15 protein-coding genes and 1 pseudogene are annotated in these 16307 nt (G+C 39.7%); 13 read left to right on the top strand and 3 right to left on the bottom strand.

The genetic code is table 11. The annotated features are described in order from the left end of the window. The first annotated feature begins 127 nt into the window (after nt 1–127). From APA_RS21055 to APA_RS20995, 13 genes are all read left to right on the top strand, one after another. Complete coding sequence (locus tag APA_RS21055; RefSeq protein ID WP_201324190.1) at nt 128–1804, top strand: peptidoglycan-binding protein; 1677 nt, start codon at nt 128–130, stop codon at nt 1802–1804. Nucleotides 1805–1854: 50 nt separating this feature from the next. Next, nucleotides 1855–2673, top strand: coding sequence for a M15 family metallopeptidase (locus APA_RS21050; protein WP_201324189.1), 819 nt, complete (start codon nt 1855–1857; stop codon nt 2671–2673). A gap of 24 nt (nt 2674–2697) precedes the next feature. Next, nucleotides 2698–3552, top strand: a complete 855-nt coding sequence (locus APA_RS21045; protein ID WP_201324188.1) for a GH25 family lysozyme — start codon at nt 2698–2700, stop codon at nt 3550–3552. A gap of 121 nt (nt 3553–3673) precedes the next feature. Further along, a complete protein-coding gene (locus APA_RS21040) occupies nt 3674–4501 on the top strand; it encodes a peptidoglycan-binding protein (RefSeq protein ID WP_201324187.1) in 828 nt (275 codons plus the stop codon). A 109-nt stretch (nt 4502–4610) separates the two neighbouring features. Next, nucleotides 4611–5858 (top strand): family 10 glycosylhydrolase, encoded by a 1248-nt coding sequence (locus tag APA_RS21035; RefSeq protein WP_201324186.1) that lies wholly within the window; start codon nt 4611–4613, stop codon nt 5856–5858. 235 nt (nt 5859–6093) lie between these two features. Continuing rightward, the gene (locus APA_RS21030; RefSeq protein WP_201324185.1) at nt 6094–7629 is read left to right on the top strand and encodes a triacylglycerol lipase; all 1536 of its coding nucleotides are present in this window, start codon (nt 6094–6096) and stop codon (nt 7627–7629) included. Further along, entirely contained in the window at nt 7626–8480 is an 855-nt protein-coding gene (locus APA_RS21025) for a hypothetical protein (protein ID WP_201324184.1), read from the top strand. The genes APA_RS21030 and APA_RS21025 overlap by 4 nt, the downstream gene beginning before the upstream one ends. Nucleotides 8481–8569: 89 nt before the next feature. After that, nucleotides 8570–9244 (top strand): dienelactone hydrolase family protein, encoded by a 675-nt coding sequence (locus APA_RS21020; protein WP_201324183.1) that lies wholly within the window; start codon nt 8570–8572, stop codon nt 9242–9244. Nucleotides 9245–9310: 66 nt separating this feature from the next. After that, the gene (locus APA_RS21015) at nt 9311–9814 is read left to right on the top strand and encodes a nuclear transport factor 2 family protein (RefSeq protein WP_201324182.1); all 504 of its coding nucleotides are present in this window, start codon (nt 9311–9313) and stop codon (nt 9812–9814) included. Nucleotides 9815–9968: 154 nt separating this feature from the next. Then, nucleotides 9969–10202: a hypothetical protein gene (locus tag APA_RS21010; protein WP_201324181.1), complete on the top strand. Its 234-nt coding sequence runs from the start codon at nt 9969–9971 to the stop codon at nt 10200–10202. A gap of 107 nt (nt 10203–10309) precedes the next feature. After that, a complete protein-coding gene (gene glmS, locus APA_RS21005) occupies nt 10310–12205 on the top strand; it encodes a glutamine--fructose-6-phosphate transaminase (isomerizing) (protein WP_201324180.1) in 1896 nt (631 codons plus the stop codon). 310 nt (nt 12206–12515) lie between these two features. Beyond that, entirely contained in the window at nt 12516–12734 is a 219-nt protein-coding gene (locus APA_RS21000; protein ID WP_201324179.1) for an AbrB/MazE/SpoVT family DNA-binding domain-containing protein, read from the top strand. Next, nucleotides 12734–13162, top strand: a complete 429-nt coding sequence (locus tag APA_RS20995) for a putative toxin-antitoxin system toxin component, PIN family (protein WP_201324178.1) — start codon at nt 12734–12736, stop codon at nt 13160–13162. Before APA_RS21000 ends, APA_RS20995 begins: the two co-directional genes overlap by 1 nt. Before the next feature lie 375 nt (nt 13163–13537). Here the strand turns inward: APA_RS20995 and APA_RS20990 are convergent, their stop codons facing one another. The 3 genes and pseudogenes from APA_RS20990 to APA_RS20980 all read right to left on the bottom strand — a co-directional run bounded on the left by APA_RS20990 (nt 13538) and on the right by APA_RS20980 (nt 15900). Continuing rightward, on the bottom strand, nt 13538–13801 hold the full coding sequence (locus APA_RS20990) for a hypothetical protein (protein WP_201324177.1): 264 nt from the start codon (nt 13799–13801) through the stop codon (nt 13538–13540). Nucleotides 13802–14296: 495 nt separating this feature from the next. Continuing rightward, nucleotides 14297–14812, bottom strand: a pseudogene (locus tag APA_RS20985) (formylglycine-generating enzyme family protein); the annotation flags it as partial. A 23-nt stretch (nt 14813–14835) separates the two neighbouring features. After that, complete coding sequence (locus APA_RS20980; RefSeq protein ID WP_201324175.1) at nt 14836–15900, bottom strand: transposase; 1065 nt, start codon at nt 15898–15900, stop codon at nt 14836–14838. Nucleotides 15901–16307: the final 407 nt, after the last annotated feature.

The raw sequence follows: 16307 nt of genomic DNA, 5'->3' as shown, positions 1-16307 counted from the left end.
TCTTTGTGGGGATAAGTATAAATGTTCGTCTAACGATTTAGTGGATTGCTGAAAAGGCGATTCAGCGAATTATTGAAGAAAATTATTCATTGCAAATCTCTCAACATTTATCATTGATTCAATAATTATGGGAACTCTAAGAATAGGCTCATCAGGAACTGAAGTTGTAGACTTACAAAAGGCTTTAATTAAAATTGGTTTTGCTCCAAGTTTAACAAGTGGTAAGTTTGACACCGCAACTCGTGATGCAGTAGTCAAATTTCAAAAATCCAGAGTCTGGCTTGTTGCTGATGGTATTGTGGGTCCGATATCACAAATGGAAATCGATTATGCAGTCGAGGATATTGACGGTGAAACTGCATTAAAATCAGTTGCATCTGGAACTACGTCATTAAATATTTCTGCAATTAATGATAATAGACCTCTAGCAAAGAAAGTTCAGAAAAAGTTAAACGCTTTAGGTCTTTATCCTGGAGGAAAACTGATAGATGGCGATTTCGGATCGCGTAGCCAAAAGGCACTTATTGATTTTTGTCAAAGTCAGGGTATCTCGTCCTCATCACCAATTCAATTAAGTCCATCAATTGCTAATTCGTTGAGCGCTACTCTGCAAATTCCTGAAATTCTTACAGTGCGCGGGAAAGATACTTCTCAGATTCTTAAAAAGTATAAGGATATTGAACAATTTGTAGGTGCGAGTGATGCTAAACTTGCTTTCTTAGATTTTGGGGTTGAAGTAACAGCATATAAAACGCATATCCCAGAATATCCGAGCCGCCTTGCTGTCACTGCTTCCATACCAGAGCCTACCTCATCTCACTCAAGCCTAAAGTTTAGCCCTTACCCTGCACGGGGAACACTCGCATCCATTGATACCAATACTCTAAAGTTCTTAGATGCAGGTATTACTGAAGCTTGTGTAGTTATTGGTCAGATTAACTCTGGCAAACTCGAAACTACTTGGCTTGGCAAGAATGCTCTTACCTCAGATGAATGTTTAAGTGCAACTAAAATTATTCCTATCCTAAATGTTCTTTGTCAACTGGGGAATAAATTACCCAGTGATTTGGACAATCTATCAATCCAGAATCAAGGAACTGTAGACCAAACTATTCGTTTCCCAAGCGCACTAATTGATGTTGTTAGCTATCGCAAAGGAGTTCCTCATTCTAATGGTCTTGCCAAGACTTTCAAGCTTTTTTCAACTCCAGATCAAATAGAATCTTGGATCAGAGGTCAAACGGGAAATAAAGATCCAAATCTAAATTTTGAAGGTCCATATGGTCCATTTGATTTTATTAACCTTCCAGAAATTGTTAATCTTGAAAATAATGAAAAACCTTTAATATCTGAGGGTAATTCTCTAAGTAAAGACAATGATATTTCTGTCTATGATTTGGCTCGTTTGATGTCAATGATCGGATGGCATCAACTCCTTACACCCAGTGGCTTACAGCTAGAAAATGTAGAGTGGAAAGGACTTGAGTCATTTATTACAGCTTTAGGTACAGATACGGCGCGCTACATTGACGTGGCTATTGAAACTTTAGGGCTTGTCAATGTAATCTCATCTCCAGTTATTTTATCGAAACTGGGCTATGGGAATGAGGCTCTTGTTTATGTTGCATTTGTGCAATTTGTTGATGAGCATATACCTGGTTCTCCTAAACTTAGAACTTTTACAATTGCATTGAGGACTGATAAAAATCCTCCTGATGCTTCTCAAGCTATTCCTTCTGACACAAAAATGGCTGCTGCCGTAACCGAAATTGTTCGTCGAATCGTAACGGAGGAAGCATTTTAAAAAATTTCTAATTTGCAAAATTTTTGAACCTATATTGAGGGTATATCGCAATGGCACTTCCAGTCTTAAAGCGTAATAATAAAGGCGATGCAGTTTTTCTTTGGCAGAACTTTCTAGTTGGCAAGAAATTACTTGATCAGGCTGACGGTATTTTTGGTCAAGGTACTGAAGATGCGACAAAAGCTTATCAGCTTTCTCAAGGTCTTAAAGATGATGGTATTGTCGGAGGACAAACTTATGGCAAAGCTCTTTTAGAAGGACTAGATGTCATTGAATTTGAGACTGACTTTCCCCCTAAACCTCCTTTTAGTGCTCTAGTTAGTACTGGGGATCGGCAATCGGTATTTGGGAAATTTGATTTTGAAATTGATTCTCGCCCAGACAATCGTGAACACATAAAGATACTTGGCACATGGGTCAGCAACAATATCATTGATGTTGATATTCCTGAACTAAAACCACCTGTCTCAAGTAGCAAGATGGAATTTAATGAAAAAGCCTCCGCACAATTGCAAGGTTTGTGGAAAGCATGGAAAGCTCAGGATTTGGTAAAATTTATTCTGACCTTTGATGGTAGCTTTGTTCCTCGCCTGATAAGAGGAGCGCCATTGATTAAAGATTTTAGCAAGCTAAGCAATCATGCTTTTGGTTCTGCATTTGACATAAATGCAGGGTTTAATCCACTAGGACAAACACCCGCATTTATTAGTCAAAAAGGCTCGGTTCGTCTTTTAGTCCCAACAGCGAATGACTATGGCTTCTATTGGGGAGGTCACTTTAGTGGGCGCAAAGATGGAATGCACTTTGAAGTTGCTAAAATCCTCAATTCTACTGAATTAGTAGCATTGGCAACCAAATACAAAATCTAAGTTAGAAATCAAGGAGATTAAACAATGAGTATTCCAGGTATTGACGTTTCTGATTATCAAGATCCAGTTAATTGGAGTGATTTGGCAAGCCAAGGTATCAAGTTTGCCTTCATTAAGGCTACGGAAGGCAGAGCCTCAAAAGCTGATACATTTAAGGACAAATGGCAAAAGGCTAAATCAGTTGGTATCTTACGTGGCGCTTACCACTTTTTCCGACCTTCCAGAACTGGCGACGAGCAAGCGGATAATTTCCTAGCTGCTCTCAGTGGAGCGGGAGGACTTGGGGCAAATGATATCGCTCCAGTCCTTGACATTGAAGTGAAAGATGGTGTTAGTTCACCTGAAATTCGTAAACAGAGCCTGATCTGGCTTAGTAAAGTTGAAGCAGCAACTGGACGCAGACCAATTATTTACACTGGATCTAGTTTTGGGAACGATGTGTTGGGGGCAGAGCCAAAATTTGCTAATTATCCTCTTTGGGTTGCCAACTACACGCTCAGTCAGCCTTGGGTTCCCGCACGCTGGACAAGCTGTGCGATTTGGCAATATACCCAAGAAGCTAAAGTCAAAGGAATTTCCAGCAAGGTCGATCTTAACTGGTTTAATGGTTCTGAAGCTGCGCTGCAAGCCTTTGCCACAGGCAATGTTTCTCAAGTGAACGGAGATTCTTTATTCTCTGACTTGATTAATCGCGGTGATGAAGGTGATGTAGTTAAGGATGTGCAAAGAAAATTAATTGCCAAAGGCTTTGATGTTGGACTTAGTAAAGATGATGGAGACTTTGGATCGTTGACAGAATCTGCCGTAAGACGATTCCAACAAGCAAACAGTTTGCCAATCAACGGAATTGTCGATCCTGCAACTTACGCAAAGCTATAGATTAGCGATCTTCATCCATAATCTATGTAAGGGCGAATGGCTGTTCGCCCCTCTAGAAATATGTCTCTCACTTTTCTAGAAAATCCTTAAAAACAAAACAGTTATTGCAAAGAGCATAAAAATGAATCTAAAAGAACTAATTCAAGCCAGTGGCTGTGATACTGGAGCAATCTCTGGGCTTAGTAGCCAGATTATCGGCCAAATGAATTTGCTTATTCCCAGTGTTCTTGTTGACTTCAGCGATCTTCCTAATTTTGAGGCTTCAGGAAAACAGGTTAATCCTTATTTACAGCCTATAGCGAAAGAATCTCTGCGACGTGCTATTCAGGAGAATGGGAGCAAAAAATTAAAAATCAATTCTGCATATCGTACAGTAGCCCAGCAATACTTTATCTACAGCAAATGGCAAAAAGGTCTATGCTTTAGTAAAGCAGCCCAGCCTGGACTCAGCAACCACGAAGATGGACTAGCTCTGGATATTTCTAACTTTGATGACTGGATTACGGTTCTAGAAAAACATGGTTGGGATTGGTTTGGTAGTGGTGATAAAGTTCATTTTTCCTTCGTGCGTTCTGGTGTACGTGATGACATTGGAAATATTGGCTTAAAGGCATTTCAGCAGCTTTGGAATAAGTTTAACCCTAGCGATACCATTAAGGATGATGGCTTGTTTGGAGATAAAACATCAAAGCGCTTGGATCTCTCTCCTATCGATGGGTTCCCCACCTTCCGAACACTCAAAATAAAATCACCCCTGATACAAGGTGATGATGTTCGTGAAGTACAGCAAGCGCTTGTGAAGGGAGGTTTCTTGACATTTGCTAATGTAAACGGTGACTATGATGATGCAACCAAAACTGCCGTAGAGCAATTTCAATCCCAAAAGCATCTGGGTATCGATGGAGTTGTTGGGAGACAAACACGAAAAGAACTAGGGCTTCCTACGTAATACTTTTACTTTTATATCGTTGATGTCGAAGATACAAATATGCACTTCGACTGCCGATGCAATCAAAAAAATCTATGCAAAAAAGCTGAATGAAAGTGAGAACTCTGTTATGGAAAAGATTCGCGGTGTTTGGTTAACTAATGTTGACAGTGAAGTCCTGGATTCAAAGAAGAAAATTGCGGAAGCAATGAATTTACTTGAAGACACTGGATTTAACACTGTATTTCCTGTCGTCTGGAATAAAGGCTATACACTGTATCGTAGTGGCGTATTGAAAACAGAATTTGGTCAGGAAATCGATCCTAATCCTAAGTATGCAGGAAGAGATCCCTTAGCTGAAGTTATTGAAGCAGCTCATGCAAAAAAACTAAAAGTAATTCCTTGGTTTGAGTTTGGGTTTGCTGCATCATTTGAAGCAAATGGGGGGCATATCATAGCCAAGAAGCCCAATTGGTCTGCAAAGGATCAGAATGGGGATCTACTCAAGAAAAATGGTTTTGAGTGGATGAATGCACTTAGTTCGGAAGTTCAAGATTTTCTGGAACGACTCATCCTCGAAGTTGTTAATAACTATCCTGTTGAGGGTATTCAAGGCGATGATCGCCTGCCAGCGATGCCATCTGAAGGCGGCTATGACGCAGATACTGTGTCTCGGTATAAAGCTAAATTTGGTAAGGAACCTCCAAAAAACACTAAGGACGAACTATGGTTACAGTGGCGTGCTGATATTCTCACCAATTTTCTAGCCGATTTAACTAGTAAAGTAAAGACTATCAGGAAAGAACTCATCATTTCAATGGCTCCAAGCCCCTATCCTTTTGGTTTCAATGAATACTTACAAGATGTTCCTAATTGGATTAAGAGAGATCTGGTGGATATTCTGCATCCCCAACTCTATCGTACTGGGCTAAATGATTACAATCAATTACTAGATGATACCGTTGATCGATTCACACAGAAAAAGTTGTCTAAAGTATTTCCAGGGATATTAGCCAAAGAAGGTAATTTTTTAATCGATACTGATGACTGTTGGCAAGTAATCAAAAAAAATCGTAATGCAGGAATTCGTGGAGAAGTTCTATTCTTTCATGAAGCTCTTACTCTTAACAGTAATGAACTTGCAAATTTTTTGAAGAAAAAGAAATATGCAGAATTTCTTATTCTTCGACGAGGACATTTTGGAGCAGATGTTGAGGAACTCCAGAATCTTCTAATTCAAAAAGGATTCTACAAAGGAAGAACAGATAGTGATTTTGGTGCGCTTACTGAATCTGCGGTGGAAGCATTCCAAGCTTCCGTAGGGTTGTCCGTTGATGGGATTGTTGGATCTGCAACCTATGCAGAATTGTTGAAGTAGCAAAGCTTTGTTTTCTTGTTTTACACTATTCAGAGGTCAAATTTTATGTCGCAAAAACTCGCGATGAGTTATCTGCTTAGATAAATGCGAAGCTTATGTATTGTATGAGGTATGAGAAATATTTCTAAACCCTCAGTTTTCACAACTTAAGATGAATAGATGAAACTCACTCGATTGCAAATTAAGTTCTACATCTAAAAAATCTAGCAAACATAAATTAAGAGAGAAATAAATCATGGCTAATCATCTTTTCATTGTACCTGGCTACTCCGATGAAGATTTCAGTTTTCTTCCTCTGAAAAATCTATTGATAGACCAACGTTTGTATGCATCTGAAAATATTCATTCTATAGAGTACGCCAGTTTAAATGACCATGCCGACTTCAGAGATTTTGCAGATCGCCTTGATGAAATTTACGAAGATTTTTTTCAGGGCATACCCAGAGAAAGAATAGATGTGTTAGCTCACAGTACAGGAAGCCTAGTTGTCAGAGCATGGATGTATCTTAGGAGAATGCGCCAAAGAGTAAGGGGCTTAACCCTTGATGTTCCTGTAGAACACCTCTTTCTGTTCGCACCTGCTAACTTTGGCTCAGATCTAGCCAAGATTGGTCAGTCCCCCTTAAATGCGCTTAGAATTACCTTTACAAAGTTAAAGAAAAAAGCTACTTTGATTGGGAATCAAAATCCTTTTGAGACTGGACGGAAAGTATTACAAGGACTAGAGCCAGCAAGTCCAACACAGTGGGAATTATCTACTTTTGATCTTCATCATGAAACATACTTTGGTGAACATGATCCTACAGGCTTGATCTGCTATCCATTTGTCTTTGCTTCGGGGAGAAACTTCCCAAACTTGGAGAGTATTATTGTCAAAGAGCTACAGAAAGATGGAACAGACAGCACCGTGAGAATTGCTGGAACATCTCTCAATACTCGTATGTGTAAGCTCAGAAATACGTTCGATGCAATGGGTAACTCAAGTTATCAGATTGATTGGGACAATGAACTAATTGAGGGGACTACTCACAGGAGAAAATTTGGGAATATTGCATTTGCGATTTATGATGCCTATGACCACTGTGGAATAATCAATGACAATGGAAACCTCAGAAGGCCTAAAAGCATTGACGAAGATACATGGGAGCTATCTAAACCACATCTTCCTGACAACTGGGAACCACTCGAACTTTTGCGAGCAGCAAAGGAAATAGGAGCAGCCGAGGACTACAAAATACTTTCCAAAAGTTTTCAAGAAATCACAGATGCTTATAAGTCACAGAGAATGAGCATTTTTCAGCAATTTTTCTTTAAGGTTATTGATGACACTGGCTTAGACGTTACTGATTATTTTATTAGATTTTTTGTTTGTGATTTGGATGGAAAAGTAAATGAAGAACATACCAAATCATTTAGAAACAGTTTTGGGAATGAAACAAGTTTCCATATTCACTCAGTTAATGCCTCCTATCGCGTTTTAATGCTAGACATTAAAGCAGCCGAAGAATTCATTGAAACTGATTTAAGTGAAAATAGTCAGATTAAAATGGAAATTGTTGCAAAGTCTCCTTACAATGGAGTCTCCTTCCCAAATGTAGAATTTGTTATCTATGATAGTAGAAGTAAAAAATCATCTCTTCCTGCTTTCTTCTTTCCATTTACTACTACTTTGGTAGAAATCATCCTTGATCGTAAAGTTGATAAAATCATATTGGATCGTGGTGACTTTAATATTGGTAGTGCTTTAAATTTACCAAAACGTATAACATGACTAATATTGCTACAGAGCGATCGCTGTTAGAGAGTCTTACTGCCTATGTCAAGCATTTTGAGACACCTAACACTCGTGAAGACCTTCTCGCGATCGCTAGTTCAATTTTAACATTTCAGCAAAAGCAAGGAGGCATTCCCTCTCTAGATACAGAACAGATTCAACAGGTAGTTAATCAGTTTAATGCAGAATCTGTTGTAAATTCCATTGTGGACTCGACTACCGAAACATTGGTGCAGGAGGTAAATCAATGGAGACTGTCCCTAGAAAATCAGGTACTCAATACACTTAACGCTTACGTCAAGCAATTTAAGCCTGATGGATTATCAAATTTATCAGATACGATTTTATCTATTATTCCTTTAGTTGAGAATTTCCTACTTGGTAAGCCACAAGCTGAATCTCTAGTTCAGCAAGTAATATCAAAATTTGATTTGCAAACTGCATTAGCGCAAGTAATTGGCACTGAACCACTAGCGATCACCGAAAAATTAGCCAAATTGTTGCAATTTGGGAACATAGAAGACCTACTGAAAAAGAATGTTTTAGAACTTGATCACACTCTTGAGGGCATAACAGAATCGCTCGTGAATAACGAATTAGAGAAAATTATTGGGAATAAAACCGTTATTATTGACATTGAGTTTAAGGATTTTATGGTCAAACAAGTAACCCTCAAACTCAATATCATGCAGTCTTCTCCGCCACCTTCAAAGAGTGATGAAGAAATAGCGAAACAATTACAGTCTGAAATTGAAATCCTGAAAAAAGAGCGACAAAAACAGATCGGAACTCCTGATATTTCTAAACCAGCAACACTTGGTCCCTTACAAGTCGGAATTAAACAATAAACAGAAGATGTAAATTTTCTATCCAACACATTTAGTCAGTATAGTTACTTAAACTCAGATACTGTAACAATTAACATTAGAGGATAAACATGTCTACTACCAAAAACTTCATCAATAATGTTGGCAAAACTATTCAAGCTGAACTATTCGATCCTTCAGGTACACCTAACGGAGGAATAATTATAATTGTCTATGGAACTTATGGGATGCTCGCCCCTTGGGGGGATGGAATTAGAGATTACGCTGATGAACTCTCTAAGAAAGGGTTTATTTCCGTAATTCCTGATTACTTTGCTAGTACAAATACCACATCTGGATTTAAAAATCCTACTGAGATTGTTCTTCACCGAGGTAATTGGGAAGCTACTCTCACTGATGCTGTAACTTATGCCAAAACGATCCCAGGCGTGCAAGTATCACGAGTTGGATTTTTAGGGTTTTCGTTGGGCGGTCATCTCTGTTTACGACTTCGAGCAAATGCTAAAGTTTTGGTAGAATTCTTTGCTCCTGAATTTGATGGTTTAGGAGCAAATACAAATCCTACACTTCAGGCTCAAATTCATCACGGCTTAGCAGATCAATTAGTACCATTTCACCCAAATTCTGACAATATCAAAAATACTTTACAAAGAGAGCGGACGACTGTGGAATTGTTTTCCTATACTGGTGCTAATCATGGCTTCAACGGAAGTGATTCAGACAATACAAAAGCTCGAAACGAATCAAAGAATCGCACAATTTCCTTTTTTGAAAAGCATCTTTAGATGTGTGGATATTATTAAGATTATCTGCACAAGAAATTCACTCAACCCAAATACTTAGAGGCTAATATGTCAAACGTAGATATTGTAAACAAGTTTTTTTCATGTTATCAATCTCATGATCCTGAGGGAATGCACAGTTGCCTAGATGAAAACGTCAAATTTTCTGATTTTGCATTCAAGATTCAGGGTAATCAAGTAAAAGCAATGTGGCATTGGTTTTGTGTTCCCTATCCATCCAGAAAAAAGCCAGTTGATATCCCTGAATTTGAAATCATTCAATCTAGTGGTGATGTCGTCGTAGCAAAGTATAGGGTTAAATATCTTTATGGAGATAAACAAAGACCTGTTGACTATTTTATCAAAGCGAGCTTTGTAATTCAGAACGACAAGATTGTTGAGCAAAAAGATACATTTAGTACTATTCTGCCATCTAAATTTACTGAGATGGCTTTGGGATTTCCTTTGCAAATTCTTGCCTTAACACCCTTAACTATGTCGCTTCTTCGTGTTTTAGTCCAAAAAACCGCTGCGAAGAAGCTCAATCAATTTATGAAAGAGAAAGGATATTGAACTATTCCGATTCATTGAGACGATTTATGAGATAGGCGATCGCTGGTTGCTTTTAAAACTAGGATTTAGGCGATCGCGAACATAAAAACAAAGAAGTAAGCCTTATTATGAAAAAATTGTTAGATTTACTTTACTAAGTTAGCGCTAATGTAGGATGTCTCAGACATGGACAAACTGTTATAGCTTGGTAAACAATTGGCTAGTTTTAACCCATATTCCGCTCGTAACCGTATTGGCAATACAAGATTTTGCTTGTGGGGCGCGATGCGATCGCAGTCGCCGAAAAGCTATCAGCCAAGATGAAACCTACATTCAGCAGGTGATCTGGGCAAAAAAATATTTACCACGAAAGAATGAGGGTTTCAGATACGAGCGGAATGTGGGTTAGTAGGAACTTCACATGGTTAAATACAGACAGTTTGTTTAATGATTAATTTTTGGTACAAAGCACCAAAAATTAATCACTGAATTTTTAGATACCTGTAACTAAGCATTATGTGTGGAATTGTTGGCTACATCGGACATCGCTCGGCAAATGAAGTTTTAATCTCAGGGTTACGCAAGCTGGAATATCGCGGTTATGACTCCGCAGGCGTTGCTACAATTCCTTTACTCGATCGTCCAGCCGATCGCCCAAATGGTCGCCATTTGCATCGGGTGAGAGCCAAGGGCAAACTGATCCAACTTGAGGAAAAGTTAAATGCTGACACCGCTCCTCAAGCACTGATTGGCATTGGTCACACGCGCTGGGCAACTCACGGCAAGCCCGAAGAACATAATGCCCATCCGCACACCAATACAATGGGAAATCTCGCGGTTGTACAGAACGGGATTGTTGAGAACTACCATATTCTTCGCACAGAGTTAAAACAGCTTGGTCATATTTTTGTCAGCGAAACAGATACAGAAGTAATTCCCCATATGATTGCCGAATTTCTAACTCAGTTGGAAAAGCAAGGCAATATGATTCCCGACAAGTCCCCTTCAGTGCTGTTTGAAGCAGTAAGACTGACAGTCGGGAAATTGCAAGGAGCTTATGCGATCGCAGTTATTCATGCCGATTATCCCGACGAATTAGTTGTCGTGCGTCAGCAAGCACCACTAGTCATTGGTATTGGCAAAGATGAGAATTTCTGCGCTTCGGATACGCCCGCATTAGTCGCCTATACACGCACCGTGATTCCTCTAGAGAATGGTGAAATTGCACGACTGACTAGAGAATCTGTACAGGTCTACAACGCCAAAGGCGATCGCCTCCGTCGTGCACCCCAAACTCTCAACTGGAATCCCACCATGGTGGAGAAGCAAGGCTTTAAGCACTATATGCTTAAAGAAATCTATGAGCAACCTGGGGTGTTTCGGACAGGGTTGGCAAGTTACGTTAGTGAAGCTAATAAAGTTGATTTAGGGCTACCCACAGGTTTTATCGAGCAGATTGAACGGGTGGAGATTATTGCTTGTGGAACCAGTTGGCACGCCTCTCTCGTTGGCAAGTATTTGCTAGAGCAGCTAGCAGGTGTACCAACTAGCGTTCAGTATGCTTCTGAGTATCGCTATTCGCCACCGCCTTCTTTAAAGAATACCCTTGTGATTGGTGTAACTCAGTCGGGTGAAACTGCGGATACTCTGGCTGCGTTGGAACTTGCCAAATCAAGAGGCGATCGCTGTCTGGGTATTACCAACCGTGTTGAAAGCTCGATAGGGCGAATTTCAGATGCAGTGATTGATACTCAAGCAGGAATTGAGATTGGAGTAGCAGCGACAAAAACCTTTGTGGCGCAGTTACTGATGTTCTATTTACTAGCTTTAGAATTTGGCGCTGCTAAAGGCACATTAACCGAAGCAAGAAGTCAAGAATTAATCGAAGGATTGCGACAACTTCCTGCCTATATGGAACGGATTCTCGAAAGCCAAGAGCGTTATATTGAGGAGCTTTCACGCCAGTTTACCCATACTAAGGATTTCATCTTCTTAGGTCGCGGAATTAACTTCCCGATCGCTCTTGAAGGTGCACTCAAACTTAAAGAGATCAGCTACATTCATGCTGAAGGCTATCCCGCAGGTGAGATGAAGCATGGACCGATCGCATTGCTTGATCAAGATGTTCCTGTAGTAGCGATCGCCACCCCTGGAACGGTGTACGAGAAGGTTCTTTCTAATTCTCAAGAAGCTAAAGCGAGGGATGCGAAATTGATTGGGGTTGCGCCTCTTGATGATCCTGCGGCGCATGAAGTGTTCGATTATATTTTGCCGATTCCTGTAGTTGATGAGATTTTTTCGCCCATCCTGACCGTGATTCCATTGCAACTGTTGTCCTATCATGTAGCCGCCCATCGCGGTTTAGATGTCGATCAACCCCGAAATCTCGCCAAATCTGTCACAGTTGAATAGTTAATTAAATGTAGGATGCGTTAGTGCAACGTAACGCATCCATTAGACAAAAATAGAGAGAGAAGCCAACAAAATCGCTAAAATCGCTAAATGATATAGCTGTCGCCATCCCTGTTAGGAAATCAAAGCCCAAAAAGTGTGAGGCGGCGCTCCGCGCCGCCTCACACTTTTTGGGCTTTGATTTGTCCTGCTCCCTTCCCGCCAAAGAAATAGACATATAAAACCAAGAAATAGCGCAGGAAATTTAGTAAGATTATAGTAAAGTAAGGAAATCTTACGTCTCAAATATTGAAAATTCAGGAAGCCCATCATGCTTGCTAAGTTAACCTCAAAAAATCAGCTTACGCTTCCTAAAAGTATCAAAAAGGAAATTGGAGACATCGAATATTTTGATATCAAGGTTGTCGGTGGACAGATTATTCTTACACCAGTAAAAATACAAAGTACTGATGCTGTGAGAGACAAGCTAGCAGCCTTAAATTTGAACGAACAGGACATTGCAGATGCTGTTGCTTGGGCGCGGAAATAATGACCGATAGTTTGCGAGTGGTAATCGATACTAATTTGATTTTATCAGCTTTAGTATTCGGTGGTAACACTGCACGATTGCGGTTGGCATGGCAACCGCAGAGCTTTATCCCTTTAGTTTCTAGGACGACAGTTACTGAGCTAATTCGAGTGCTTGCTTATCCAAAATTTAAACTGACAAAAGCTGATCAAGAGAATTTATTGTCAGACTATTTACCTTATTGTGACACGGTATTAATGCCTTCTCAATTGCCTGTAATTCCTGAATGTCGCGATCCCTTTGACGAACACTTTTTATTTCTAGCAATTGTTGGTCATGCGGATTATCTGGTGACAGGCGATCGCGATTTACTTTGTCTTGCAGATAGTTTTGCTTGTTCTATCGTCACTGCTGAAGAGTTTTTTAGATTGCAACGTGATGGTTTATAAAATCCAAAGAAATCTCCCCTCAAGTTTTAAGCTCAAATTGCAATCGTAATCTAATCTCAAATCCAACAGTTGTAGCGTGTGTTAGCGAAGCGTAATGCACAAATAATTAGCATACAAAAAGTTTGAGGACGCTTTATTGCATTAACGAATCCTACTAAACTTAAGGATGACTGGTGGCAACAAAAACGAATTCAACTTCTAGAGGAAATCCGTAAAAAGTAGAGCATTAGGATAGATAGAAACGAGACCTCTCACCAAAAGCAAATCACCTCTCACAGTTTAAGCTCGAAATGCAAATGCATAACGCACCACAGATTGGATTGATGCGTTACGGCTATCGCCTAACACATCCTACAGTTGGATATTATTTAATTTTTATTCCTTAGTTAATACCTGATCTAGTTTGTTTTCAATTGCTGTCAGCTTTCTTAGAATAGTTGGACGGTCTTCATCAAGGGCTGCTAATAAATTAGATACTCCTTGTTGAATATTCGTTAATCTAACCATAGCTTCCTGAAGTTTTATCATACCTTCGCGAAGTTCTTCGCGCTCTAACCTAGCGTCAGCCATTGTGTCTAACATAGCTTGGGCAGTTCTAGCATTACTTTCAACTAATTGAGTGAGTTCTTCTGTGGTCATAATCTTTATTTGTATCGATCCAGCTAGTTTCTATCATACTCGATAGTTTTTTGCAGATTAAATTTTAATCGCACAAAAATCACCCCTCAAGCTTTAATCTCGAAGGGCAAATCGTAAATCTAATCTCAAATCAACCGCGATCGCATTTAGCCCGGTAACCTATGTTAGCGGAGCGTAACGCACCAATAATAATGTGACAATCGACAAATCGCTTAGGGGCATAGCATTCCCATAGCCATCTATCAATTTTAAGATCCCCTCAATTTGGGAATGCTTTGCCCACAACCTCACAACGCAGGGACAACTTAAAGGAAAAAGGCAAAATGAAAAATAGAGAAAATTGGGTTTTTCCTTTTGCCCTTTTACTTTTGAATTGATTTGCAAATTGTGGCGCAAATGCAAAACCCCTACATCCGTGAAATCCATTAATCCGTCTAATCTGTGTTCTAACGGCGAGAGGGAAAAAGAGAAAGAAGGGTAAAGTGAAAGTTGTCCTCACGACAAGCCAGAGGCAACAACCCGAAAACCTATGCGATCAAGCCTGTCACCCGCGTCCCCCCTGAAACGAAATGTAGAACGACAATTGATCGAACTGAAAAACCAAGAACCACCACGGAGAAGCCTTTTCGATTGTTCTCCATCGCTTATCCAAGCAGAGCCGTCTCGCGGTATTCCATTGTAGTTATCGTGCCATACGTCTTCGCACCATTCCCACACATTGCCATGCATTTGATATAAACCCCATGCATTCGGTGAGAAGCTATCAACATTAACAGTTTTTTCGCGATATTCTCCTTTTGGAGCATCACCATACGGATTATTGCCATCATAGTTTACCAGATCAGGCGTAATCGTCTCGCCAAAATGAAAAGGAGTAGTTGTGCCAGCGCGACAGGCATATTCCCATTCAGTTTCACTAGTTAATCGAATCAACTTTCCCGTTTTTTCGGAAGCTTTCTGACAAAACTCTTTAGCATCTTCCCCCGAAACGCCAACCACTGGCTGATTTTCACCTTGAAACTTAAAAACTGATGTTACGTGGAAGGAATAGCCAGTTTTTGGAGAAGAGAGAAACTAGCCGTAATAGCATTGAAGTAGAGTTTAGCCTTGAGAGCAAAGTGATTGAGTTTAGTTTTGATACGAAGACGCTCTAACTTAACAAAAGCAAAAAAGCAAGCAAAGATGTGATTTCTCTGAGTATGAGCAATCCCAGTGGGAGACTTAGCAAGAGCGAGATTAGATTTCAAAGACTTGTGAAATTCTTCAACTTTCCATCGTTTTTGATAGATTGTGTTGATGTCAGTTGCGGTTAAGTTGAGATTACTGCAAGCTAAATACAAAATTCCTGTAGATTGATTTTTGTTTTTAAAAACTTGCTTGGTGATCGAGACAGGAAAATCAAGCCCCTTCAAAAACACCTTGCAACAGGAATCTGGGTTTAACTCAATTGACTCAAGATTAACGAAATGTCCCTGACATTTATCGTCTGTAGATAATGCAACCAAACGATTGCCCTTAAGCGCCATGATGAAGTCTTTTTTGACTCTTAGCTTAATGTATTGCATATTTTCTTTACTGCTGAACCAACTATCTGCCAATACATAACTGAACTTTAGTCGATTTTGACAGCAGACATGGAGCATGTTTCGCATCATCTCATTTTTGCTTTCCTCAGATACGAATTTTGTTTTACCCGTCGTTGGATCGGTTACCTCTTGCAGCTTTTGGACAATTTCAAAGGCGACAGGTAAGCTGATGGCTTCGTTGTGATAAATGCAGTTGAGGATATTTATGCCTTTGATACTACGGTTACTGCTATGGTCAAAGTACCATCCTACTATCGTATTTTCATCACTATAAGGTTTATGCTCTAGGGTGTCATCAAATATCAGTACTCCCTCTTCGCTTTCATACTTGCGGATTGTCGGTTTGACCAGATACCATAACTCTGGTGAACCTCCTGTCATTTGCCTTAACCGACTTGTAATTTGGTCATGGCTTAGTTCGCCGTCTAATAATTCTGATAGTCCTGTGGCGGTTATCTTCCCGAAACTACTAATTAGGTAGTCTGAGTATAGGTCTAAGAACTTCCTGTCCATACCTTTTAACCTCTTTCTGAGTCTATCTTTACCCTACTCTGCTTTCCACGTAACATCAGTGATAAGCCTGAGCCTGTATTTGAAATTCTTGATATTCTGAAAGAGGATAGCGTTAAATTTGTTAAAAAGTCTGTTGCGAATAATATAACTGACTATTTAAAAGTTAATTATGAAGCGGCAAGAACATTATTGCTTGAATGGTCTAAATCTGATGATGCAAATACTAAATGGATTATAAATCATGCTACAAGAAAAATATCAATCTAACAACCGCTTCAACTTGACCTTAGTGGTGCAGAAAAGTCTTGAAAGCGTTGACACACATAGATTCTCATAATGAGACAGGAGATAGGGAAAGGGCAAAACATGAGATACTCAAGTTCCTCAACAAAAGTTCTCATGCAAAT

It is taken from the genome of Pseudanabaena sp. lw0831, from assembly GCF_016584665.1.
Classification (GTDB): Bacteria; Cyanobacteriota; Cyanobacteriia; order Pseudanabaenales; family Pseudanabaenaceae; genus Pseudanabaena.
The sequence above is the reverse complement of the archived record's forward strand: the minus strand, read 5'-3'. Positions and strand labels throughout refer to the sequence as shown.

What these genes read in the sequence shown, in the direction of transcription:
- APA_RS21055 (WP_201324190.1), top strand. Translation starts at nt 128, where the DNA reads ATGGGAACTCTAAGAATAGGCTCATCAGGAACTGAAGTTGTAGACTTA.
- APA_RS21050 (WP_201324189.1), top strand. Translation starts at nt 1,855, where the DNA reads ATGGCACTTCCAGTCTTAAAGCGTAATAATAAAGGCGATGCAGTTTTT.
- APA_RS21045 (WP_201324188.1), top strand. Translation starts at nt 2,698, where the DNA reads ATGAGTATTCCAGGTATTGACGTTTCTGATTATCAAGATCCAGTTAAT.
- APA_RS21040 (WP_201324187.1), top strand. Translation starts at nt 3,674, where the DNA reads ATGAATCTAAAAGAACTAATTCAAGCCAGTGGCTGTGATACTGGAGCA.
- APA_RS21035 (WP_201324186.1), top strand. Translation starts at nt 4,611, where the DNA reads ATGGAAAAGATTCGCGGTGTTTGGTTAACTAATGTTGACAGTGAAGTC.
- APA_RS21030 (WP_201324185.1), top strand. Translation starts at nt 6,094, where the DNA reads ATGGCTAATCATCTTTTCATTGTACCTGGCTACTCCGATGAAGATTTC.
- APA_RS21025 (WP_201324184.1), top strand. Translation starts at nt 7,626, where the DNA reads ATGACTAATATTGCTACAGAGCGATCGCTGTTAGAGAGTCTTACTGCC.
- APA_RS21020 (WP_201324183.1), top strand. Translation starts at nt 8,570, where the DNA reads ATGTCTACTACCAAAAACTTCATCAATAATGTTGGCAAAACTATTCAA.
- APA_RS21015 (WP_201324182.1), top strand. Translation starts at nt 9,311, where the DNA reads ATGTCAAACGTAGATATTGTAAACAAGTTTTTTTCATGTTATCAATCT.
- APA_RS21010 (WP_201324181.1), top strand. Translation starts at nt 9,969, where the DNA reads ATGTCTCAGACATGGACAAACTGTTATAGCTTGGTAAACAATTGGCTA.
- glmS (WP_201324180.1), top strand. Translation starts at nt 10,310, where the DNA reads ATGTGTGGAATTGTTGGCTACATCGGACATCGCTCGGCAAATGAAGTT.
- APA_RS21000 (WP_201324179.1), top strand. Translation starts at nt 12,516, where the DNA reads ATGCTTGCTAAGTTAACCTCAAAAAATCAGCTTACGCTTCCTAAAAGT.
- APA_RS20995 (WP_201324178.1), top strand. Translation starts at nt 12,734, where the DNA reads ATGACCGATAGTTTGCGAGTGGTAATCGATACTAATTTGATTTTATCA.
- APA_RS20990 (WP_201324177.1), bottom strand. Translation starts at nt 13,801, where the DNA reads ATGACCACAGAAGAACTCACTCAATTAGTTGAAAGTAATGCTAGAACT.
- APA_RS20980 (WP_201324175.1), bottom strand. Translation starts at nt 15,900, where the DNA reads ATGGACAGGAAGTTCTTAGACCTATACTCAGACTACCTAATTAGTAGT.